We start from the raw sequence: 20693 nt of genomic DNA, 5'->3' as shown, positions 1-20693 counted from the left end.
GTCCCATTCCGGACGAAGGCCTTCAGCGCATCTGAAACATCTCCTGGTGAAAGTCATCCGGCACCAGGCCATGGGCGACGAAATCGTTCCGTATGGCCTGGCCAAATCCCGGCGGGCCACAGAACCAGATGCCTGCCGACTGCCATTGCGGCACGGCTGCGCGAATGCGGTCGGCATCGAGTCGTCCGTCCTTCCCGCTAACCAGCACATGCAGGCGTACATGGGCGGCCTGGGCATCGGCCGTGAGCTTGTCGATGGCGGCCTGTTCGAAATCCGCCGTCGGATGGAACAGGTCGATCTCCTGTTTGCCGGGCGTGCGCGCCAGCTGCTTCATGCGGGCGATGAAGGGGGTGATGCCGATGCCGGCGCCGATCCAGATCTGGCGCGAGTGCCCGTCGCGGAAATCGAAACAGCCATAAGGCCCTTCCACCGTGACGGGCGCACCGACCTTCAAGCGATCGTGCAGCTTGCTGGTATGGTCGCCCAGCGCCTTGGTGATGAAGACGATGCGGCGATCGTCGGCATCCCAGGCCGATGCAATCGTGTACGGATGGGCGCCTTCGCTTTTTCTGGACGTGACGAAGGCAAACTGTCCGGCATTGTGGCCAGGCCAGCCGCTTCCCAGGCGGATGGCCGTTTCGAGTACGCGCAATTCCGGGTAGTAGATGAGCGATTCGATCGTGCCCTGCACTCTGCGGCCGACCCCGACGCGGCGCAACAGGACGAGCAACGCCGCCACGGTGCCGCCCAGCATCAACAGGGCCATGACCCACCCGACTGGCTGCGACCAGTAGGCAAACTTGAGCAGCACGACGGAGTGATAAACCAGTATCAGATAAACCACCGCCAGCCATCTGTGCGTCTTGGTGAACAGGTGGTAGGGAAAACGCCTGACCAGCGCCAGGACGATCAGCACCACCGCGGCATAAAACGCCCACTCGCCCAGCGATTCAGCCAACCCACGCTGGCCGCGCAGCCAGCTCTCGGCCGGCCCCAGCATCTGGCCGGCAGCCGACTTGCGTGCAGGCCTGCTGAGCCATCCCCAGCCCACCATCCACTTGGTTCCCTGCGCCCACCACCAGTGAATGCAGGAAAACACCAGCCCGGTGATCCCCAGCCATTTATGCAGGCGATACATCTTGTCGAGCCCGTCCAGAGGGGGCTCCAGCCATTTCGGCCGCGTGGCCAGCAGCATGGCGACACTCATGGCGCCCATGCCAATGACGCCGGTGTATTGCATCAGTACGGTGCGAAGCGAGAAATAGGTGAAGGGGTCGGGCACCCACGTGTCGGCCAGCAGCCACAGAGCCGTCAGCGCCAGCAGTAGCGCCCAAAAAACCAGCTTGATGTTCTTCATGCCCCAATCTCGATCCGGTTGATTGCAAATGGCTCCGCGCGATGACTCAAAGCACGCATGGGGACATGCATGTGTTTTTCGCCCACTGTCAGAATAGCCTTTACGCGCGTGTTTGGAGAAAGTGAACCCATGCGGCGGCCCGGATTGCCGAATAAACGTTTCTCTTAAGGTGCCCCTAAGCTGGGGCGCATACAGTCTGCTGCATTCCCCTCTCAGGAGACTGCCATGTCACATGCCGCCACCCATCCGCACCGCGTGTTCGACCCCTTGCTGCGCCTGCTGCACTGGGTCATAGCACTGTCCATCGTATCGCTCATCGTCACCAGCCAACTGGCCGACTGGTTCGAACACGGGCCGTATGAAAAGACGCTCTGGAATCTGCACATTCTCATCGGCTACACCCTGACGGCCGGCCTGTTGACACGGCTGCTGTGGAGTTTGGCTGGCCCGCTCAGCGCACGCTGGCGCGACCTGTGGCATCCCGCCGTGTGGAAAGACAGCCTCGGGAAACTGCGCCTGCCCGCGAAGCATCGCGCAGGCCACGATCCGATCGCCAGCCTGGCCTATCTGTTTGCCTACGGCGTGATGGCGCTGATGGTCGTCACCGGACTGGGGCTGGCCGCCAGCGAGTTCCAGACCGGTCCGCTCGCCGGCTGGCTGGGCAATATGCCGTGGCTGGAAGACGTGCTGGGCGAGCCGCACGAATTCGGGTTCGGCCTGATGCTCGGCTTCATCGGTCTGCATCTGGCTGCGCTGGTGTTTCACCAATGGCGCGGCGAACGGGTGGCGCAAAGCATGGTGACCGGCAAGCAATACCTCGGCGCGGGAAACGAGGTGCAGCATGATTAAGCACCTTCTCTACGGTGGCCTGGCGGTACTCGGCATGGCCTCCGCCGTGGCGGCGGCCGACAGCCCTGCCAGCCTGATGGCGCAGTATGCGCAGCAGGCGGGCGTGCCGGTGTCCGGCCTGTCCGCCTCGCGCGGTGCTGCCTTGTATCGCACTGAGCACCCGGGCCGCGATGGCCAGGCCGTGAGCTGCGCCGGTTGCCATACTGCCAACCCCGCCCAGGCCGGACGCAGCCGCGTCGGCAAGCGCATCGAGCCGCTGGCGCCGGTGGCCAATCCGCAGCGCTTCACCGATGCCACCAAGGTCGAGAAATGGTTCCGGCGCAACTGCCAGGACGTTCTGCAACGCGAATGTAGCGCGCAGGAAAAAGGCGATTTCATCGCCTGGCTGAGCCAGGCCCGATAAGGAGCACACCATGAACTATCTATTGCGCGGAATCGGAGTCGTCACGGCAGTCGGCGTGGCCAGCCTGTTGGCGTTTTCGCTGCCATCCGGCGATGCGCACGGCGATGGCGGCGGCAATGTCCTGCCGCGGACGACCAACAAGGCCTGGCAACAGGAATGCGCAAGTTGCCATATCGCCTATTCGCCGGCTTTCCTGCCGAAAGCATCGTGGCGCCGTCTGATGGGTGGGCTCGATCAGCACTTCGGAGAAAACGCCAGCCTTGATCCGGCAACCCAGGCTGATATCCTGCGATTCCTGGAGGCCAACGCCGCCGACAGCGGCACCAGCCGGATGGGCAGTCGGGTGATGCAAAGCATGGGGGCCAACCAAGCGCCGTTGCGCGTCACCGAAACCCGCTGGTTCGTGCGCAAGCATGACGAGGTGTCGAAGCCGGTGTGGTCGCGCAAATCGATCGGCTCCGCCGCCAATTGTGCTGCCTGCCACCGCCAGGCGGAACAGGGCGTGTTCGACGAGGACACGGTCAGGATTCCGAAACAATGACCCAAGGATGAACCGGAACGATGCGCATATTGTTGGTGGAAGATGACCGCCTCCTGGGCGACGGCCTGCAGGCGGGACTGACTCAGGCGGGCTATGCCGTCGACTGGCTGCGCGATGGCGAGGCGGCGGTAACGGCTCTGTCCACCGAATCGTTTGCGGCCGTGGTGCTCGACCTGGGGCTGCCGAAACGCGACGGCCTGTCGGTGCTGCAATGGCTGCGCGGGCGCCATGACGCCACGCCGGTGCTGATCCTGACCGCGCGCGACCAGCTGGAGGACAAGGTACGCGGACTCGATCTCGGCGCCGACGACTATGTGCTGAAACCGTTCGATCTCGACGAGATCACCGCCCGCCTGCGCGCGTTGGTACGGCGCGCCCATGGCCGCCCGGAGCCTGTGCTCGCCGTCGGCGAGATCGAACTCAACCCGGCGGCGCGCAGCGTGACACGCGCCGGCCAGGCTGTCGAACTGACCCCGCGTGAATTCGATCTGTTGCACCTGCTGCTGGAAAACACCGACCGCGTGCTGACGCGGCGCACGCTGGAAGAGCAGCTCTACACCTGGAACGACGCCGTCGACAGCAACGCGCTCGAGGTCCACATCCACCATTTGCGGAAGAAGCTCGGCAACGACCTGATCCGCACGGTGCGTGGCGTCGGCTACATGGTGTCGACGGGCGCCCCCGCGTCATGAGCCGGCCGTATTCCCTGCGCCGGCGGCTGGTGTGGTTGCTGACCGGTTCGGTAGCAACGATCTGGCTGCTGTCCGCGCTGGTGGTGTATCAGCGCGCGCACCATGAAGCGGACGAATTGCTCGACGGCCAGCTGACGCAAGTCGCCGACACCTTGCTGGCGATCGTGGCGGCCGGCGAAGTCGAGCATTTTGCGAAGGAACTCCAGGATCACAGCCACCACAATCCGGTGCCCATCGCATTCGAGGTGTGGCACGACGATGACGGACGGATGCTGCGTCTGGCCACGTCCATGGGTCACGCCGGATTTGAATCCGGGATCGGGCCGGGATTCAGCGAACGCCAGTACGAAGGCGCACGCTGGCGGTTCTATGCGGTACAGGATCCCGACGCGGAATATCGGGTCGTCGTCGGCCAGGCCCATGCGGCACGCGAAGGCCTGGCGCGCGAGATCGGCCTGTCGCTGCTGATTCCCGCCGCGCTGGCGCTGCCGCTAATGGCGCTGGCGGTCTGGTGGGGTATCGGCCGCAACTTGCGACCGGTGGATACGGTGGCGCACCAAGTGGGCGCGCTCGATGCGCAGGCCCTGACGCCACTCGACGAATCGCCCGCCCTGCCCGAGGAAATTGCGCCGCTGCGCACCGCGCTCAATGCGCTGATCCGGCGCGTCAACGAAGCCTTCGAAAACGAGCGCCGCTTCACCGCGGATGCCGCGCACGAATTGCGCACGCCGCTGGCGGCCTTGAAAGTGCAGACGCAGGTCGCGCTACGCGCGCAAACGGCAGACAGCCAGCAGCACGCGCTGGCACAGGTGATCGCCGGCGTGGACCGGATGACGCATCTGGTCGAGCAATTGCTGACGCTGGCGCGCGTCGATCCAGCTACGCAGGGCAATCCGCCCGCACCGCTGGATCCCGCAGACATCGTCGCCGCAGTGTGCGAAGAGCTTTTGCCGCACGCGCAACGCCAGGGGCAAACCCTGACGGTCGATGCGGCAGCGGGATGCCGTATCGCCATCACGTCGGCGTGGCTCCAAGTCGCGGTCCGCAACCTGCTCGACAATGCCGTGCACTATGCAGGGGAAGGTGCGCGGATCGACGTGCGCATCGCGCATCGCGAAACGGGCTGTGCGATCACCGTTGCCGACGATGGCCCGGGCGTCGCCCCCGTGTTGCGGTCGCAACTCAGCGCCCGCTTCGTGCGCGGCGAGGTCGAGACCGAAGGATGCGGCCTTGGTCTTTCCATCGTCGCGCGCATTGCGGCGCTCTCACACGCCCAGCTTGAACTGGGAGATGGATTGCCGCGCGCGGATGGCGGCCACGGATTCGCAGCCACACTGCGCTTCAGCGCAGCCGCCGCTCCCATCTGACCGCACGGGGCAACCCGCTAGCGGCGGGACCCCGGTCCCATGCCGGAGCCCGGTCCCATACCCGGCCCCATCCCCGAGCCGGGCCCCATACCGGCAGGCGGCATGTCGGGCAGGGTCTTGCCCTGGGCCTGGGCACGTTCCTGCATCTGCTTGTGATGTTCCAGGCGGAAGGCTTCGCGCTCCTGCTGGGTTTTCAGCGTGCGCATGCGATTGCGGTATTCGGCCCGTTCCTGCCGCGTCATCAGTTCGGACCCGTAAATACGATCCTGATCACGCACCTGGGTACGATCCTGATCGCGCGCCTGATCGGCGGCATACACCGGCATGACACCCGCCATCCCCAAGGAAAGGGCAAGGGCGGCTATGGATAGGCGTGTTATGCGTTTCATCTCTGTCTCCTTCGCTAAAAAAATGTCCCTGTACTCGATGTTGCGCGTGCTCGACATCATCCATTTCCAATCTAGTACAAAAGACCCACTTGTCCTAATGCGGGACACTTCGTGCCTGCATGGATCCGGCGATTCGCCGGATCCATGCCTTGTCCGTTATTGCGCAGGCTGGATCGCGGTGACGGTCAGGGTGTCGTCGATGCTCTCGGCATGAAATTTCACCGCGTCGCCCACTTTGAGTCCCTTCATCAGTTCCGGCGGCTGCACCCGGAACACCATGGTCATGGCGGGCATGTCGAGGTTGACGATCGGCCCGTGCCGCAGGGTGAGCTTGCCGTTGGCTACATCCACCCGGCGCACGACGCCATCAGTCATCACATTGGCCTGGGCAACCGGCGCGGCCACAGGTTCGGCATGCAGCGGTGCGGCGATCGCCAGCGCGGCCAGCAAGGGAATCCATGTCTTCATTTTTCAGCTCCTACGTAACAATATAAAAACGGCATTCAATGGCCGGCGTGGCCGACGGGTTTGCGTACGGTGACCTCGACATCGCCCGGGCTACCCTGGGGCGAGGCAGTGGAGGGCGCGCGCATCGGTTCGGCCATCGCGCCGGCAAGCTCGCGTGCCTGCGTGCCGGGCGGCTGCTTGTACCAGCCGGGGTCGGAATAATCGCCGCGCTTCTGCCCGCGCCGCACCTTCATCACGCTGAACATGCCGCCCATCTCGACCGGACCGAATGGCCCCTTGCCAGTCATCATCGGCAAGGTATTGTCGGGTAGCGGCATCTCCATTTCAGCCATGTCGGCCATGCCGCGCTCACCCATCGCCATGTAGTCGGGAATGAGCTTGCCGATCTTGCCCGCCAAGCCGCTGTAGTCGACGCCGATCATCGTCGGCACCGCATGGCCCATCGCATTCATGGTGTGGTGGCTCTTGTGGCAGTGGAACGCCCAGTCGCCCTCCTCGTCAGCGACGAATTCGATCTGGCGCATCTGGCCGACCGCGATGTCGGTGGTCACCTCCGGCCAGCGCGCGGACTTCGGCACCGGGCCGCCGTCGGTGCCGGTCACCTCGAACTCCACGCCGTGCAGGTGCATCGGATGATTGGTCATGGTGAGGTTGCCCATGCGGATGCGCACACGGTCGCCCAGCCGCACGTTGAGGCTGTCGATGCCGGGAAACGCCCGGCTGTTCCAGGTCCACAGATTGAAATCGAGCATGGTGTTGACCGAGGGCGTGGCGCTACCGGGATCGATGTCGTAGGCGTTGATGAGGAAGCAGAAATCGCGGTCGACCGGCTCGATCGTCGGATGCCTGTCCTTCGGATGCGTCACCCAGAAACCCATCATGCCCATCGCCATCTGCGTCATCTCGTCGGCATGCGGGTGGTACATGAAGGTGCCGGGGCGACGCGCGACGAATTCGTAGACGAAGGTTTTGCCCGGCTTGATGTGCGGCTGGGTCAATCCGCCGACGCCATCCATGCCGTTGGGCAGGCGCTGGCCGTGCCAGTGGATGGTCGTGTGTTCGGGCAAACGATTGGTGACATAGAGCCGCACCCGGTCGCCTTCCACTACTTCGATAGTGGGCCCAGGGCTCTGGCCGTTGTAGCCCCACAAGTGCGCCTTCATGCCGGGGGCGATTTCGCGTACCACCGGCTCGGCGACGAGATGGAATTCCTTCACGCCATCCTTCATGCGCCACGGCAGCGTCCAGCCGTTCAACGTCACCACCGGATTGTAGGGACGACCGCTGGATGGAATCAGCGGCGGCTGGGTATCGGGCCTGTCCATGCTGACAATTTCAGGAAGCGCCGCCAAGGCAGCTGGACTCACCGTGGCGACGGCGGCTGCGCTGCCGAGTTTGAAGAAATCACGTCTTGAGGTCATGGAAAATCCTTTCAGTGTCCGCCCGCCGCATCGACAGACGCGGACGGGAGAGAGGTGACCGGGGTTTTGCCCGGCGTGCCGGCCAGTGCCATCCGCATGTCGGCGTCGGCGAGCCAGAAATCGCGCTGCGCCTCGATGGCGGCGTTGACCGACGCGATCTGCGAACGCGCGTCGGCCAGCAGCTCGAACACGCCGATCAGCATGCCGTTGTAGCGATACTGGTTTTCCTCGGAGATGCGCTGCTTCAGTGGCACCACCTCGTCGCGCAGGTGGCGCGCAATGGCATACTGGCTCTGCTGCATGGCATAGGCCTCGCGCACCTCGGAACGCGCGTTGACTGCGGTCTCGCGTGCGCGCTCGAGCGCCTGGCGGTAGCGCGATTCAGCCTGTACCACCCGGGTCTGCCCCCAATCGAACAGCGGCAGTTCGAAGCTGATTTCGTAACCACGCTGCAAGGGCGCTTCGTTCGAACTGTTGCTGATGGCGCCCAGCTCCAGCACGTTGACGAAGCGCGTGCGGCGTGTGAGTCCCAGGTTCCTGGCCAGCGCCTCGGTTTGCAGCCGGGTGGCCTGCAGATCGAGGCGCGAATCCATGGCCTGCTGTTCGACATCCGGCAGCGCGGGCAGGGTTGCAGGCAGATCCGGCAAACGTTCGGGCAATTGCAGCGCATCGCCATGGGGCAGGCCCAGCAGCCGGACCAGGCGTTCACGCGCCTGCAGCTTCGTCTGCTCGGCACGTGCCACCGCCAGTGCGGCGTCCGCATAGAACGACTGCTCGCGTGCCTGCTTCAGCTTGCTCCAGTTGCCGACCTGCGCCATGCGGCGCGCCAGTTCCGCGCCGGCCTCGGCAGCATCCATCGTCTGCTGCTGGTAATGCGCGGATTGCTTCGCCGCCACCGCGACGACCCAGGCCTTGCGGGTGTCCGCCGCCAGCCGCAGTACGTTCAGAATCAGTTCGCGCCGGGTCTGCTCGAACAGCCGCTGCTCGATGTCGATGCGTATCGGCATGGTCAGCAGCCGCATCAGGTTGAGATGCAGGCTGCGTTCCGATTCCACCTCGCTGCCCCGCGTGAGACGGCCGATGGAAACGCCCGGGTTCGGCAGGCGCTGCGCCGCGATCCAGTCGGCCTCGGCGATGCCGAGCGTGTTGAAGGCCGCCTGCAGGCCGGGATTGTTGAGCAGCGCAATCTGCACCGCGTCATCTGCGGAGAGCGGTTGCGCCAGCAGCGCATTGATGCGCGCCTGGATCTGCGCACGACTGGCTTCATCGCGTGACCAGACGACATCCTTCTGGATGCGCGACTGGGTGGCGGACCGGACCGTTTCGAAGCCGCCGTCGGTGGAAAAGCTCGCGCAGCCGCCCAGCAGGATGGCAGACAACACGGCGAGGGTCAGCGTACGCGGTGCAGGAAAAGTCGGATGCATGGCCTTCCGCTCAGTGCGCATGATGTGCCTGCCCGGTCTGATCCGGGACCTCGCCGGTTTGCTGCGACTCGCGCAGGTAGGTACGCCAGCCGCCGATTTCACCCACCCGGTCGTTGGCCTGGCGCCAGTCCTGCAATGCGTCCTCGCGCCAGGCCCGATAGTGCGCGAAAGGATTGGATACAGCTGGCGGAGAAGGCGGGACTCCGGCAGCCTGTGCGGCAGGCAACGCTACCAGCCACGCAGAAGCCGCCGTCAGGCCCAGGAAAGATGCGCGCGCCCACGGCGCCGCATGGCGTAAGTAAAGTTTCAACATGATCGTCCTCGCAATTTCGCGGCAGGATCGCCGCGCGCAAAACGGAACCGCGCTCGTGCGCGGGATTCAGGCGAGGGCGGTTCGGGGGGGACGGTCGGGACTGTCGGGAATGAAGCCGCTGAACGATGCAGCCGGCTGCGGAGCATAGCGGTGTGCGATCGGGACGACCGGGACGCCATCGGCGAACCCGATCGGCAGGGCCGTGGCCAGCGCGCAGGCAGCGCAGAACTTGCATTCGTGCTGGTCAGACGGATGATGTGGCTGGTCGGGCGCGTGGCAGTCTGCCATGGCCATGGCGTCATCGGGCATCGCCGTCATCTGTTCCATCGCGGCCTGGTCCGACAGGATGCAGACCCGCATGGCGGAATAGGCAAACGCCTGCACCGGCAGGGTCAGCAGCAACAGCATCAGCAGGAATCGACGGAGTCGGGCGCGCACGCGGAAAGTGTAATCAAAAAGCGAAAGCTGACAAGTGACCGGGCGCGGCGAGCCGGGTTCCCGCTCCGCTCATGGGCGACGCTTGCGCGGCTCGTAGTGCACCACGGCACGCATGATCTCGGAATAGGGGAAATCGGCAATGTCGCCGAAACGTGCTCGCCCCTGCAGCACGCTGGCGGCAATGTCGGTCGCCTCGTCGGTCGGGCCATCCAGGGCAGCCGACAGCCCGCGCACGCCGCCGCATTGGGCGCGGATCTCCTTGCCAAACGGCCAGGGCGCATCAGGGTTGATCCGGAGCGCGAATTGCGCGTTCTCGTGCAGGTCCTGGTAAAACGCCAGGCAATGCTCGCGTACCACGGGATCACTGCAGGCGATCGCCTCACGCTCGGCAAGACTCAGCTTGCGCGAGCGATCGCAGCTCACGCAGCGCGACAACAGGGCCCGTTCGAATGGGCAGCTGTATTCGATGTAGGCTTTTCTAGCCAGTCGATAAGCGTCTTCGTTGTATTCAGCCATGACTGCTTAATCAGAGTGATCAGAACCCGCCATGCCGTCCCGGGCGACAGGGACGCGCAGTGCGTGAACAACGTTACCAGTCGTCGCCCGACAAGCGCTGATCCAGTTCACGCTCCGCCGTCAGCGTTTCCTGGGCGGCAATCTCGTTCTCGGCGAAGATCATCTTGTACTTGTCGCCGGTCTTGGGATCGAGCGTCTTGCGCAGTTCGTTGGTGTGGGCCTTGGCTTCCTTGAAGCTCGCCCATTCGCCCTGCTTTTCCAGCACTTTGAACATTCCCAGACGGAAAACATAGTAAGGCATGGCGGGTCCTCAGTTCAGTCGGCCGTGGCACTGCTTGTACTTCTTGCCCGAGCCGCACGGACAGGGATCGTTGCGGCCGACCTTGGGATAGCCTTCGCCCGCGGCCGCAGCCTGGTCGACCTCGGCAAAGTCCTGGCCCTCGTCGTACTCGGTGTGCTGGAACTGCACGTTCGACGGCTCGTGCGGCTCGACCGCCTGCACGTCCTCGGGCGCACGGATCTGCACGGTGGTGGTGATCTGGGTGACCTCGGTCTTGATCGCGGTCAGCATGGCGGAGAACAGTTCGAACGCCTCGCGCTTGTATTCCTGCTTCGGCTGCTTCTGTGCATAGCCGCGCAGGTGGATGCCCTGGCGCAGATGATCCAGCGCCGACAGGTGCTCGCGCCAGTGGGTATCCATGCTTTGCAGCATCACCGCACGCTCGAATTGGCGCAGGCCGTCGCCGCCGACCAGGGCTTCCTTCTCCCGATAGATCGCGTCGGCGGCTTCGAGGATCTTCTTGCGCAGCCCCTCTTCGTTCAGGGTCTTGTCCTCGTCCAGCCATTGCTGCAGCGGCAGGTCCAGCGAGAACTGTGCCGCCAGCGACTTTTCAAGGCCCGCCACGTCCCATTGCTCGTCCATGCTGCCCGGCGCAATGTGCAGGCTGACGGTCTGGTCCAGCACGTCGTCGCGCATGGCGCGGACGGTGTCACCGATGTCGGCGCTCGCCAGCAGTTCGTTGCGCTGCTCGTAAATCACCTTGCGCTGGTCGTTGGAGACGTCGTCGTATTCGAGCAGCTGCTTGCGGATGTCGAAGTTGCGCTGTTCGACCTTGCGCTGCGCGTTCTCGATCGCACGCGTCACCCAGGGATGCTCGATGGCCTCGCCCTCGGGCATCTTCAGCCGATTCATGATCGCGGCGACGCGGTCGGACGCGAAGATGCGCAGCAGCGGATCTTCCAGCGACAGGAAAAAGCGGCTGGAGCCAGGGTCGCCCTGGCGTCCCGAACGGCCACGCAGCTGGTTGTCGACGCGGCGCGACTCGTGGCGCTCGGTACCAATGATATGCAGGCCGCCAGCCGCCACCACGGCGTCGTGACGCGGCTGCCAATCGGTCTTCAGTGCGGCGATGCGCGCGTCCTTCTCCGCGTCGGACAGCGCCTCGTCGGTGCGGATCGCGTCGATCTCTTTCTGGATGCTGCCGCCCAGCACGATGTCGGTGCCGCGGCCCGCCATGTTGGTGGCGATGGTGATGCCGCCCGGCATCCCGGCCTGCGCGATCACTTCCGCTTCGCGGGCGTGCTGCTTGGCGTTCAGCACGTTATGCTGCAGTCCGGCCCGGGTCAGTTCGGCGGACAAATGTTCGTTGGCCTCGATCGACGTGGTGCCGACCAGGACCGGCTGGCCGCCGGCATTGCGCGCGCGGATATCGTTGATCACCGCCTGGTCGCGTTCCTTGGCTGTCCGGTAGACCTGGTCGTGCTCGTCCTTGCGGATCATCGGGCGGTGGGTCGGTATGACCACGGTTTCCAGGCCGTAGATGCTCTGGAATTCGAAGGCTTCGGTGTCCGCCGTGCCGGTCATGCCCGACAGCTTCTGGTACATGCGGAAGTAGTTCTGGAAGGTGATCGACGCCAGGGTCTGGTTTTCCTTCTGGATCGCCACGCCTTCCTTGGCTTCCACCGCCTGGTGCAGGCCTTCCGACCAGCGGCGGCCGCTCATCAGGCGACCGGTGAACTCGTCGACGATGATGACTTCACCGTTCTGCACCACGTAGTGCTGGTCGCGGAAATACAGCGCGTGCGCGCGCAACGCGGCGTACACATGGTGCATCAGCATGATGTTGGAGGCGTCGTAGAGACTGCCACCGGGCAGCAACAGTCCCATCTCGGTGAGGATTTCCTCGACTTTTTCGTGTCCGGTTTCGGACAACAGGACCTGACGCGACTTCTCGTCGACCGAGTAGTCGCCCTCGGATTCCTCGTCCTTCTGGCGGGTCAGGCGCGGCGGCACGAGGTTGACCTGCTGGTACAGCGCGGTGTTCTCTTCCGATTGTCCCGATATGATCAGCGGCGTGCGCGCCTCGTCGATCAGGATCGAGTCGACCTCGTCGATGATGCCAAAGGCCAGCGGACGCTGCACCTTCTCGCTCATCTGGTAGACCATGTTGTCGCGCAGGTAGTCGAAGCCGTATTCGTTGTTGGTGCCGTAGGTGATGTCGGCGGCATACGCGGCCTGTTTTTCGTCGTGCGGCATTTGCGACATGTTGACGCCGGTGGTCAGACCGAGAAAGCCGTACAGCCGGCCCATCGACTCCGCATCCCGGCTGGCCAGGTAATCGTTCACCGTCACCACGTGCACACCCTTGCCCGCCAGCGCGTTCAGGTAGGCCGGCAAGGTCGCCATCAGCGTCTTGCCTTCGCCGGTGCGCATCTCGGCGATCTTGCCGTCGTGCAACACCATACCGCCCACCATCTGCACGTCGAAATGGCGCATGCCAAGCACCCGGCGGGAGGATTCGCGCACCACGGCAAAAGCTTCCGGCAGCAGCTTGTCGAGCGTCTCGCCGTTTTCGAGCCGCGACTTGAACTCAGCCGTCTTGCCTGCCAGTTCGGCGTCGGATAATTTCTCCATCGCCGGCTCCAGCGCATTGATCGCTTTCACCTTTTGCAGGTATTGTTTGACCAGCCGGTCGTTGCGGCTGCCGAAGACTTTCTTGAATAGGGATTGCAGCATGAGGAATCCGAAATGCCCGCAGGACGCGGTAAACCGTTGAATCTTAACATAGCGGGGCCGGCATCCCGTGACGCCGGCGTGTCACGCCCATGAGTGCATCGAGCCTGGCCGACCTGCTCGCCAGCCAACTGCCGAACGGCCTGGCCATACGCGCCCGGACCCTGCTGAAGACCCAGGCCGCGCTCGATCGTTCCCTGCCCGCTGCGCTGGCCGGGCACGTTCGCGTCATGCAGCTGGATAACGAGGTATTGAGCCTCGCCTGTGACAGCGGGGCCGTCGCCAGCCGCCTGCGCCACCAGACCGACGCGCTGATCGCCAGCCTCGGCAAGCACGGAATCGTGGCGACGGCGGTACGCGTCAGCGTCAACCCCGAGTTGCTCGCGCGCTATGTCCATCCCGTCGAAAAAACCGGCTTGCCGCCCGCCGCACTGGAAGGCTTGGCGCATCTCAATGCGGAGATCGAGGACGGTCCGCTGAAGGACGCCCTGGACAAGCTGTTGCGCCACCACCGGAAAACCTGATCAAGCTGGTTTGGCCCGCCAGCCGTGCTCGTTCTATTGCACGTTGAACTAAATATTGCACGCTCGCCGAAAACCGCCCCGCCGATGTCATACTGCCCGCATTGACCCCATGCTCGGCATGGGTGTTTGCTAAAATCGCGCGCGCCCTGTTTCTCTCGTATATGTACTCAGCACACCGTATTTTCAAGCGCCAGCGCCTGCTCCTGTGGCTGAGCATCCTGTTGGCAGCCGGCTTCTTCGCCACCACGCTCAGCAGCTACTACGTGTCGAAACAGGCGATCCTGAATGCCATCGTCGCCCAGGAACTGCCGCTCACATCGAGCAATATCTATTCGGAAATCCAGAAGGACCTGGTGCGGCCCGTGCTCATCTCGTCGACCATGGCGCACGACACCTTCCTGCGCGACTGGGTTGTGGGCGGAGAGCGGGACGTCGGGGACATGGTCCGTTATCTGCAGGAGATCAAAACGCGCTACGGCGCATTCAGCAGCTTCTTCGTGTCCGAGCGCAGCGCCAACTACTACACTGGGGAGGGCATCCTGAAGCAGGTGTCGCCGAAGGCATCCCGCGACGTCTGGTACTACCGGGTGCGTGCCATGTCGGAACCCTACGAGATCAATGTCGATCCCGATCTCGCCAACCGGGATGCACTGACCATCTTCGTCAATTATCGCGTCTTCGACTTCGACGGCCGCTTTCTCGGCGCTACCGGCGTCGGGCTCACCGTGGATGCCGTGCGCCACCTCATCTCGAATTACCAGCAGCGTTTCCAGCGCACCATCTATTTCGTGGATGCGCACGGCAAGACCGTCCTGTTCGGTAACCAGTCCGGACGCCAGGAAACCGACCTGCGCGCGACGCCGGGCCTGCGCGACATCGTCGACCGCGTCCTGCGTGAAAAATCCGGTTCCTATCAGTTCAGGGACAGTCACGGCCTCCATCTGCTCAATGTGAACTACATTCCCGAACTCAAGTGGTATCTGTTCGTGGAAAAAGGCGTGGATGCCGCGCTGGCCGACATCCGTCAGACCCTTTACGTCAATCTCGCGGTATGTCTGGGCATTACGCTGCTGGTGCTGTTCCTGACCCATATCGCGCTCGCACGGTACCAGCAACGCATCGAGGACATGGCCGCCACCGACAAGCTCACCGGCCTGCTCAACCGCCAGGCCTTCAGCATCCTGATCGACAAGACCTTTGCCGAATACCGGCGCGACCCGCGCCCGATTTCCATCCTGCTGATCGACATCGATCACTTCAAATCGATCAACGACCGGTTCGGGCACATCGGCGGCGATCGCATCCTGAGCCAGGTCGCGGTCTCGCTTCAGAAAGGGCTGCGGGCATCGGATATTGCCATCCGTTGGGGCGGAGAAGAGTTTCTCGTCGTACTCAAGGGCAGCACCCTCGAACAAGGACAGCATGTCGCCGAACAGTTGCGCCTGAAAATCGAGCAGGCGCAGTTCGCCGTCGACGCACACCCGGTCTCGGTCACAGTCAGCATCGGCGTCAGCGAGTATGACGGCGCGGAGTCCTACGAACAGGCCATCGGCCGCGCGGACGCCGGCCTCTATGCGGCGAAGCATGGCGGCCGCAACCGTGTCTGCTTGGCGCCGCGCGTCTAGGGCCATCATGGATTACCCACCCGGACACGGATTCGAGACGGTCGCTTGCAGCCGCCTGGCAAGTCCCTTCCTTGGGCCGCGCCTGTTTCCTCTCGCCCGTGAAAACAAAAAGGCCGCATCCGTAGATGCGGCCCTTCCGTTACAGCGAGGATGCGCGCTTACTTGACGACCAGTTCCACGCGGCGGTTCTTGGCACGGCCTTCGCGGGTGGCATTGCTGTAGGCGGGTTTGGTCTCGCCATAACCCTTGGTGGTCAACCGATCGGCGGCGATGCCTTTGTTGACGAAATAGTCGTACACCGACTTGGCACGGCGCTCGGACAGGCCCTGGTTGTACTGCTTGGTACCGGTGCTGTCGGTGTGGCCGACCACGTCCACGCTGATGTCCTTGCGACGGTTCAGCACGGTCACGGCCTCGTCGAGGATGGTGATGGCATCCGGGCGCAGGCGGGCGGAGTCAAACTCGAAATTCACGCCTTCCAGGATCACCACCACATCGCCCGACTTGGCTTGATCGAGCTGCTGCGCCTGCGGAGTCGTGAGCGCCGCTGCGGCCGGCTCCGGCTGCACGACAGGCGCAGGGGCGGGGGCAGGCATAGGGGCGGGTGCGGGCTCAGCAACGGGAGCGGGTGCAGGTTCCGGCTTGGGCATGGGCTGGGCTTTCTGGCCCAGGGCAAAATTCAGGCCGACGCTGATGATCGCGTCGCCGAAATCATTCGCCCCGAACGCCTTGGTGGAGTTGCCATCCATGCGGTAGCGCGCGTCGGCGCGCAGGGAAATGTTGTCGGTCAGGCGCTTCATGATGCCGAGGCCGATATTGCCCATCAGGCCAGTGTCATGCTTGCCCGGGATGTCGGTATACAAGGCGCCCAGGCCCACTACGCCGTAGGGCGTAAAGTCGGCATTGCGGTTGAAGAGATACAGCGCGTCGACCCCCAGACCCCACAGGTCGTATTTGCCGCTGCCGGTCTTGTAATCAAGCGAACTGCCCGTCAGCGACAACTCCATGTTCAGGTGTTCGGTGATGGGCTTGCCGAGTGCCAGGCCGCCACCCCAGCCGTCGTCGGCCTGGCGATCGTTGTCGGAGAAGGTGTAGTTCACGGTCGGCGCGACGTAGAGACGGTCGTCCGCCGCGTGCGCCTGCAGGGCCGTGCCGGCAAGGGCGATGAGGACTGACAGGGTTTTGATACGCATAGAGTTACTCCTTGGGATCTGTGGGATTCAAAATGGGCGGACCTTCAACAATAAGCTGGCGCCCCCCACCAACACGAGAGCGGTCTGGCGCCATGTTACTCCTCCAGGGTTGGGTAAGGATAGCCTCGGCGACCTTGTAGATACGCCATTCCACCCTGATTATCGCAAGCGCCGTCGCGGAATGCGCCTTGCTTAGCACTCGATATGGTCCGCACGCTTCGTCGTTTTATAGCACCAATTCCATGTCTTGGCTGTGGCTTTTCCACATCGTTGCTTATCTCAGCACCACGCGTTCCACCACAAACAACAAGGCGGCAACAAAGCCGAACACGATCGCGAAACGCAGCACGCGGCCCATATACCCGAGATATTTCCGATTGCCGGTAAACAGCCAGGCCAACCCGAGCGCAGCCATCGCAATGAGCAGGGCGACGATCAGCAGCCGGATGACGATCATCAGGCCGTGAGCGGATGCAGGCGCAGGAAGGCGGCCGGCACCTCCTCTTCATGCGCGAAGCTGACGAATTCCCAGGACTCCCGGTGCTGCAGCAACTCGCGCAGCAGCGCATTGTTGAGCGCATGGCCGGATTTGTAGGCCTCGAAGGCGCCGATGACCGGATGACCCAGCAGATAGAGATCGCCAATGGCGTCGAGCACCTTGTGTTTGACGAACTCGTCGTCATAACGCAGGCCATCCTGGTTCAGCACGCGGTATTCATCCATGACAATGGCGTTGTCGAGCGAGCCGCCCAGCGCCAGTCCGCTGTTGCGCAAGGCCTCGACCTCGTGCATGAAGCCGAAGGTACGGGCGCGCGCGACTTCCTTCGTGTAGGCCGTGTCGGCGAAATCGATGCTGACGGTCTTGCCGCTCTTGTCGAACACGGGGTGCTTGAAGTCGATGGTGAATTCGACCTTGAAGCCGTTGTGCGGAACGAAACGCGCCCATTTGTCGCCGTCCTTCACCTCGATCGGCTGCGTGATGCGCACATACAGCTTCGCCGCATCCTGCTCGACGATGCCGGCGGACTGCAGCAGGAACACGAACGGCGCCGAGGAGCCGTCCATGATGGGAATCTCCGGGCCGGTCAGGTCGACCAACAGGTTGTCGATCCCCAGGCCGGCGAGCGCCGACATCAGATGCTCGACGGTCGACACCTTGGCCGGACCGGACTCGAGCATCGAGCACAGCCGGGTGTCGGTGACGAGATAGGGGTCGGCCTTGAGGTCGACCGGCGGATCGAGATCCATGCGCCTGAACACGATGCCGGTATTGGGCCCGGCAGGGCGCAGGGTCATCTCGACCTTGACGCCGGAATGCAGGCCGACGCCGGTCGCCTTGACGGGCGTTTTAAGAGTACGTTGCTTGATCATTCCGTCATTTTAACCGGTCGCGCGACGGGCAACCCTACACATGGAACGGGAATAGGACCCGGCTTCATGCGGACGAGTTCACCCGGCAGGGGATTCCCCACACAAAGGACTCCGATCCACGATGGGCGGAAAAGCCCATCGTGGAATCGTAGGCGGCAACAACCCCGCTCTACCCGCAAGGGGCAGGCCGTGGTTGTAAAGCCGCTAAAGCCCTAAAGGACTCCGATCCGCTATGGGCTAAAGCCCATGCGGAATCGTATGCGGCTACAACCACGCTCAGTCAGCTTGGCGACGCAGGAAGGCCGGGATGTCCAGGGTGTCGATGCCGGAATCGGTCATCGCCTGGATGGTCCGGCTGCGGCGACTGGTCATCACGCTGGGCAGCTCCTCGCTGTTGCCGTTCACCATCATCGGCGCATCGTCGGTGCCGGTGCGGATGATCTGCATCGGCTTCTGGTTCTGACGGGCAACGGGATTGCCCAGGCCGGTGGCGACCATGGTGACGCGCAGAGCGTCTTCCATGGTGTCGTCGAGCACCTGGCCGACGATGACCGTGGCCTCTTCCGCGGTGAAGCCCTTGATGGTGTTCATCACCTCGTGGATTTCCTTCATCTTGACGGTGGAGGAAGCGGTGATGTTGACCAGCACGCCGCGCGCGCCGGCGAGGTTGACGTCTTCCAGCAGCGGGCTGGCGACGGCCTGTTCGGCGGCGATGCGCGCACGGTTTTCGCCGCTGGCCTGTGCCGAACCCATCATGGCCATGCCCATCTCGCTCATCACGGTGCGCACGTCGGCGAAGTCGACGTTGACCAGGCCGGGGCAGTTGATGACTTCGGCGATGCCACCGACGGCGCCATGCAGCACGTTGTTGGCGGCCTTGAAGGCGTCGAGCATGGAGACGTCGTCGCCCAGCACCTGCATCAATTTCTCGTTGGGAATGATGATCAGCGAATCGACGTGGCGCGACAGCGCCTCGATGCCAGCGTTGGCGGCGCGCACGCGCTTGCCTTCGAACATGAAGGGCTTGGTGACGACAGCCACCGTGAGGATGCCGAGTTCCTTGGCGACCTCGGCCACCACCGGCGCCGCACCGGTGCCCGTACCGCCACCCATGCCGGCGGTGATGAACAGCATGTCGGCGCCGTCGATCAATTCGGCAATGCGCTCGCGGTCTTCCAGCGCGGCTTCGCGGCCGACATCGGGGTTGGCGCCGGCGCCCAGGCCCTTGGTCACGCCGTTGCCCAACTGCAGTTGCAGCTTGGCCTGGTTGCGCTTCAGCGCCTGCGCGTCGGTGTTGATGGCGATGAATTCCACGCCATTCAATCCGGAGCTGATCATGTGATCGACCGCATTGCCGCCACAACCGCCCACGCCGATGACCTTGATCACTGCGTCCTGGGTGTCTACATCCATCAGTTCAAACATATTGCTTCCTCCTTTTTGCCCAATCAAAAACCACACTCGAAAATCCTTTGGCGTGTTTGCCTCGATGTACCGATACACCCGACACCACCGCCAAATACCGTTTCAACGTCGTTCGCACGGCGTCAAAAATTCCCCTTGAACCAGCTCTTCATGCGTTCAAAAATGTCCTTGAAGTTGCCGCTGGACAACTTCGGCGCATCGCGCCCGCGCGCTTCCAGGCCGGCCATCAACAGGCCCATGCAAGTGGCATAACGCGGATTGCGCATGACGTCCGACAGCGCGCCTTCATAACGCGGCCAACCCATCCGCACCGGCATGTGGAAGACCTCTTCGCCGAGCTCGACCATGCCCTGCATCGCCGCCGAGCCGCCGGTAATGACGATGCCGGACGACAGCAGTTCCTCGAATCCACTGCGGCGCAATTCGGCCTGCACCAGCGAATACAGCTCTTCCATGCGCGGTTCGATGAATTCGGCCAGCGTCTGGCGGGACAGTGTCCGCGGCGGACGGTCGCCGATGCCGGGCACTTCGATCATGTCGCGCGCGTCGGCCAGCTGGCGCAAGGCGCAGCCGTATTGCACCTTGATGTCCTCGGCCTCCTTCGGCGGCGTGCGCAGCGCCACCGCGATGTCGTTGTTGACCTGGTCGCCCGCCACCGGAATCACCGCGGTATGGCGGATGGCACCGTTGGTGAACACCGCGATGTCGGTGGTGCCGCCGCCGATGTCGACCAGGCACACGCCGAGTTCCTTCTCGTCCTCGGTCAGCACCGCCATCGCGCTGGCCAGCGGCTGCAGCACCAGGTCGGCCACTTCGATCCCGCAGCGGCGTACGCATTTGATGATGTTCTGCGCCGCCGACACCGCGCCGGTGACGATGTGCACCTTCACCTCCAGGCGCACCGCGCTCATGCCGAGCGGATCGCGCACGTCTTCCTGGCCGTCGACGATGAATTCCTGCGGGATGGTGTGCAGGATCTGCTGATCGGTCGGGATGTTCACCGCACGCGCGGTTTCCACCACGCGGTCGACGTCCATCTGGCTGATTTCCTTGTCCTTGATGGCGAACATGCCGTGCGAGTTGAAGCTCTTGATGTGGCTGCCGGCGATGCCGGTGTACACCTCGCGGATCTTGCAGTCGGCCATCAGCTCGGCCTCCTCCAGCGCGCGCTGGATGGCGTTGACGGTGGCTTCGATGTTGACCACCACGCCACGGCGCAGGCCGCGCGACGGATGCGTGCCCATGCCGATGACCTCGAGCATGCCCTCGTCGTTGATCTCGGCAACGATGCAGACGATCTTGGACGTGCCGATGTCGAGACCGACGACGAGGTTTTTGGGATCTCTTGGCTTACTCATGTTGCA

Annotated in this window: 22 protein-coding genes; 7 read left to right on the top strand and 15 right to left on the bottom strand. The window is 63.6% G+C overall.

Annotated elements, in window-relative coordinates:
* Nucleotides 1-22: 22 nt before the first annotated feature.
* Nucleotides 23-1357: a ferric reductase-like transmembrane domain-containing protein gene (locus tag ABT23_RS11140; protein WP_296635051.1), complete on the bottom strand. Its 1335-nt coding sequence runs from the start codon at nt 1355-1357 to the stop codon at nt 23-25.
* 225 nt (nt 1358-1582) lie between these two features.
* Between ABT23_RS11140 and ABT23_RS11135 the strand changes: the two genes are divergently transcribed.
* Genes ABT23_RS11135 through ABT23_RS11115 form a run of 5 tightly spaced genes read left to right on the top strand, consistent with a single transcriptional unit; the run spans nt 1583 to nt 5209 of the window.
* Entirely contained in the window at nt 1583-2206 is a 624-nt protein-coding gene (locus ABT23_RS11135) for a cytochrome b/b6 domain-containing protein (RefSeq protein WP_296635047.1), read from the top strand.
* A complete protein-coding gene (locus ABT23_RS11130) occupies nt 2199-2609 on the top strand; it encodes a DUF1924 domain-containing protein (RefSeq protein WP_296635043.1) in 411 nt (136 codons plus the stop codon). Before ABT23_RS11135 ends, ABT23_RS11130 begins: the two co-directional genes overlap by 8 nt.
* Before the next feature lie 10 nt (nt 2610-2619).
* On the top strand, nt 2620-3150 hold the full coding sequence (locus ABT23_RS11125; protein WP_296635040.1) for a diheme cytochrome c: 531 nt from the start codon (nt 2620-2622) through the stop codon (nt 3148-3150).
* Nucleotides 3151-3170: 20 nt separating this feature from the next.
* Nucleotides 3171-3842, top strand: coding sequence for a response regulator transcription factor (locus tag ABT23_RS11120; protein ID WP_296635039.1), 672 nt, complete (start codon nt 3171-3173; stop codon nt 3840-3842).
* Complete coding sequence (locus tag ABT23_RS11115) at nt 3839-5209, top strand: ATP-binding protein (RefSeq protein WP_296635036.1); 1371 nt, start codon at nt 3839-3841, stop codon at nt 5207-5209. The genes ABT23_RS11120 and ABT23_RS11115 overlap by 4 nt, the downstream gene beginning before the upstream one ends.
* Nucleotides 5210-5226: 17 nt before the next feature.
* On the opposite strand, the gene ABT23_RS11110 is transcribed toward ABT23_RS11115, so the two are convergent.
* From ABT23_RS11110 to secA, 9 genes are all read right to left on the bottom strand, one after another.
* The gene (locus tag ABT23_RS11110) at nt 5227-5598 is read right to left on the bottom strand and encodes a hypothetical protein (protein WP_296635033.1); all 372 of its coding nucleotides are present in this window, start codon (nt 5596-5598) and stop codon (nt 5227-5229) included.
* Nucleotides 5599-5754: 156 nt separating this feature from the next.
* A complete protein-coding gene (locus ABT23_RS11105; protein WP_296635029.1) occupies nt 5755-6066 on the bottom strand; it encodes a copper-binding protein in 312 nt (103 codons plus the stop codon).
* A gap of 35 nt (nt 6067-6101) precedes the next feature.
* Nucleotides 6102-7487, bottom strand: coding sequence for a copper oxidase (locus tag ABT23_RS11100; protein WP_296635027.1), 1386 nt, complete (start codon nt 7485-7487; stop codon nt 6102-6104).
* Between the two features lie 11 nt (nt 7488-7498).
* Entirely contained in the window at nt 7499-8911 is a 1413-nt protein-coding gene (locus ABT23_RS11095; protein WP_296635023.1) for a TolC family protein, read from the bottom strand.
* 10 nt (nt 8912-8921) lie between these two features.
* The gene (locus ABT23_RS11090) at nt 8922-9224 is read right to left on the bottom strand and encodes a hypothetical protein (RefSeq protein ID WP_296635021.1); all 303 of its coding nucleotides are present in this window, start codon (nt 9222-9224) and stop codon (nt 8922-8924) included.
* Between the two features lie 66 nt (nt 9225-9290).
* On the bottom strand, nt 9291-9662 hold the full coding sequence (locus ABT23_RS11085) for a hypothetical protein (protein WP_296635017.1): 372 nt from the start codon (nt 9660-9662) through the stop codon (nt 9291-9293).
* A 69-nt stretch (nt 9663-9731) separates the two neighbouring features.
* Nucleotides 9732-10178: a hypothetical protein gene (locus ABT23_RS11080; protein ID WP_296635015.1), complete on the bottom strand. Its 447-nt coding sequence runs from the start codon at nt 10176-10178 to the stop codon at nt 9732-9734.
* A gap of 73 nt (nt 10179-10251) precedes the next feature.
* Nucleotides 10252-10479 carry a hypothetical protein gene (locus tag ABT23_RS11075; RefSeq protein WP_296635012.1) on the bottom strand — a complete coding sequence of 76 codons (228 nt, stop codon included), beginning with the start codon at nt 10477-10479 and terminating at the stop codon, nt 10252-10254.
* Nucleotides 10480-10488: 9 nt separating this feature from the next.
* On the bottom strand, nt 10489-13194 hold the full coding sequence (secA, locus tag ABT23_RS11070) for a preprotein translocase subunit SecA (RefSeq protein WP_296635009.1): 2706 nt from the start codon (nt 13192-13194) through the stop codon (nt 10489-10491).
* Nucleotides 13195-13283: 89 nt separating this feature from the next.
* Here secA and ABT23_RS11065 point away from each other — a divergent pair, with 89 nt between their 5' ends.
* Nucleotides 13284-13715 (top strand): DciA family protein, encoded by a 432-nt coding sequence (locus ABT23_RS11065; RefSeq protein ID WP_296635006.1) that lies wholly within the window; start codon nt 13284-13286, stop codon nt 13713-13715.
* 122 nt (nt 13716-13837) lie between these two features.
* On the top strand, nt 13838-15340 hold the full coding sequence (locus tag ABT23_RS11060; protein WP_296635003.1) for a sensor domain-containing diguanylate cyclase: 1503 nt from the start codon (nt 13838-13840) through the stop codon (nt 15338-15340).
* A gap of 158 nt (nt 15341-15498) precedes the next feature.
* Here the strand turns inward: ABT23_RS11060 and ABT23_RS11055 are convergent, their stop codons facing one another.
* The 5 genes from ABT23_RS11055 to ftsA all read right to left on the bottom strand — a co-directional run bounded on the left by ABT23_RS11055 (nt 15499) and on the right by ftsA (nt 20687).
* Complete coding sequence (locus ABT23_RS11055) at nt 15499-16533, bottom strand: OmpA family protein (RefSeq protein WP_296635000.1); 1035 nt, start codon at nt 16531-16533, stop codon at nt 15499-15501.
* A gap of 274 nt (nt 16534-16807) precedes the next feature.
* A complete protein-coding gene (locus tag ABT23_RS11050) occupies nt 16808-16990 on the bottom strand; it encodes a hypothetical protein (protein ID WP_296634996.1) in 183 nt (60 codons plus the stop codon).
* Nucleotides 16990-17904 carry a UDP-3-O-acyl-N-acetylglucosamine deacetylase gene (lpxC, locus tag ABT23_RS11045; protein WP_296634993.1) on the bottom strand — a complete coding sequence of 305 codons (915 nt, stop codon included), beginning with the start codon at nt 17902-17904 and terminating at the stop codon, nt 16990-16992. Before lpxC ends, ABT23_RS11050 begins: the two co-directional genes overlap by 1 nt.
* 276 nt (nt 17905-18180) lie before the next feature.
* Nucleotides 18181-19329 carry a cell division protein FtsZ gene (ftsZ, locus tag ABT23_RS11040; protein ID WP_296634991.1) on the bottom strand — a complete coding sequence of 383 codons (1149 nt, stop codon included), beginning with the start codon at nt 19327-19329 and terminating at the stop codon, nt 18181-18183.
* Nucleotides 19330-19451: 122 nt separating this feature from the next.
* On the bottom strand, nt 19452-20687 hold the full coding sequence (gene ftsA / locus ABT23_RS11035) for a cell division protein FtsA (protein ID WP_296634987.1): 1236 nt from the start codon (nt 20685-20687) through the stop codon (nt 19452-19454).
* Between the last annotated feature and the right edge of the window lie 6 nt (nt 20688-20693).

The sequence above is a fragment of the Thiobacillus sp. SCN 63-57 genome, assembly GCF_001725555.1.
Taxonomy (GTDB): domain Bacteria; phylum Pseudomonadota; class Gammaproteobacteria; order Burkholderiales; family Thiobacillaceae; genus Thiobacillus.
This window is presented reverse-complemented; position numbering and strand designations above follow the sequence as displayed.

Excerpts from the sequence above, each read along its gene's own strand:
- ABT23_RS11095 (WP_296635023.1), bottom strand. The coding sequence starts at position 8,911 with ATGCATCCGACTTTTCCTGCACCGCGTACGCTGACCCTCGCCGTGTTG.
- ABT23_RS11075 (WP_296635012.1), bottom strand. The coding sequence starts at position 10,479 with ATGCCTTACTATGTTTTCCGTCTGGGAATGTTCAAAGTGCTGGAAAAG.
- ABT23_RS11080 (WP_296635015.1), bottom strand. The coding sequence starts at position 10,178 with ATGGCTGAATACAACGAAGACGCTTATCGACTGGCTAGAAAAGCCTAC.
- lpxC (WP_296634993.1), bottom strand. The coding sequence starts at position 17,904 with ATGATCAAGCAACGTACTCTTAAAACGCCCGTCAAGGCGACCGGCGTC.
- ABT23_RS11100 (WP_296635027.1), bottom strand. The coding sequence starts at position 7,487 with ATGACCTCAAGACGTGATTTCTTCAAACTCGGCAGCGCAGCCGCCGTC.
- ftsZ (WP_296634991.1), bottom strand. The coding sequence starts at position 19,329 with ATGTTTGAACTGATGGATGTAGACACCCAGGACGCAGTGATCAAGGTC.
- ABT23_RS11090 (WP_296635021.1), bottom strand. The coding sequence starts at position 9,224 with ATGTTGAAACTTTACTTACGCCATGCGGCGCCGTGGGCGCGCGCATCT.
- ABT23_RS11050 (WP_296634996.1), bottom strand. The coding sequence starts at position 16,990 with ATGATCGTCATCCGGCTGCTGATCGTCGCCCTGCTCATTGCGATGGCT.
- ABT23_RS11130 (WP_296635043.1), top strand. The coding sequence starts at position 2,199 with ATGATTAAGCACCTTCTCTACGGTGGCCTGGCGGTACTCGGCATGGCC.
- secA (WP_296635009.1), bottom strand. The coding sequence starts at position 13,194 with ATGCTGCAATCCCTATTCAAGAAAGTCTTCGGCAGCCGCAACGACCGG.
- ABT23_RS11140 (WP_296635051.1), bottom strand. The coding sequence starts at position 1,357 with ATGAAGAACATCAAGCTGGTTTTTTGGGCGCTACTGCTGGCGCTGACG.
- ABT23_RS11065 (WP_296635006.1), top strand. The coding sequence starts at position 13,284 with ATGAGTGCATCGAGCCTGGCCGACCTGCTCGCCAGCCAACTGCCGAAC.
- ABT23_RS11125 (WP_296635040.1), top strand. The coding sequence starts at position 2,620 with ATGAACTATCTATTGCGCGGAATCGGAGTCGTCACGGCAGTCGGCGTG.
- ABT23_RS11055 (WP_296635000.1), bottom strand. The coding sequence starts at position 16,533 with ATGCGTATCAAAACCCTGTCAGTCCTCATCGCCCTTGCCGGCACGGCC.
- ABT23_RS11110 (WP_296635033.1), bottom strand. The coding sequence starts at position 5,598 with ATGAAACGCATAACACGCCTATCCATAGCCGCCCTTGCCCTTTCCTTG.
- ABT23_RS11105 (WP_296635029.1), bottom strand. The coding sequence starts at position 6,066 with ATGAAGACATGGATTCCCTTGCTGGCCGCGCTGGCGATCGCCGCACCG.
- ABT23_RS11120 (WP_296635039.1), top strand. The coding sequence starts at position 3,171 with ATGCGCATATTGTTGGTGGAAGATGACCGCCTCCTGGGCGACGGCCTG.
- ABT23_RS11115 (WP_296635036.1), top strand. The coding sequence starts at position 3,839 with ATGAGCCGGCCGTATTCCCTGCGCCGGCGGCTGGTGTGGTTGCTGACC.
- ftsA (WP_296634987.1), bottom strand. The coding sequence starts at position 20,687 with ATGAGTAAGCCAAGAGATCCCAAAAACCTCGTCGTCGGTCTCGACATC.
- ABT23_RS11135 (WP_296635047.1), top strand. The coding sequence starts at position 1,583 with ATGTCACATGCCGCCACCCATCCGCACCGCGTGTTCGACCCCTTGCTG.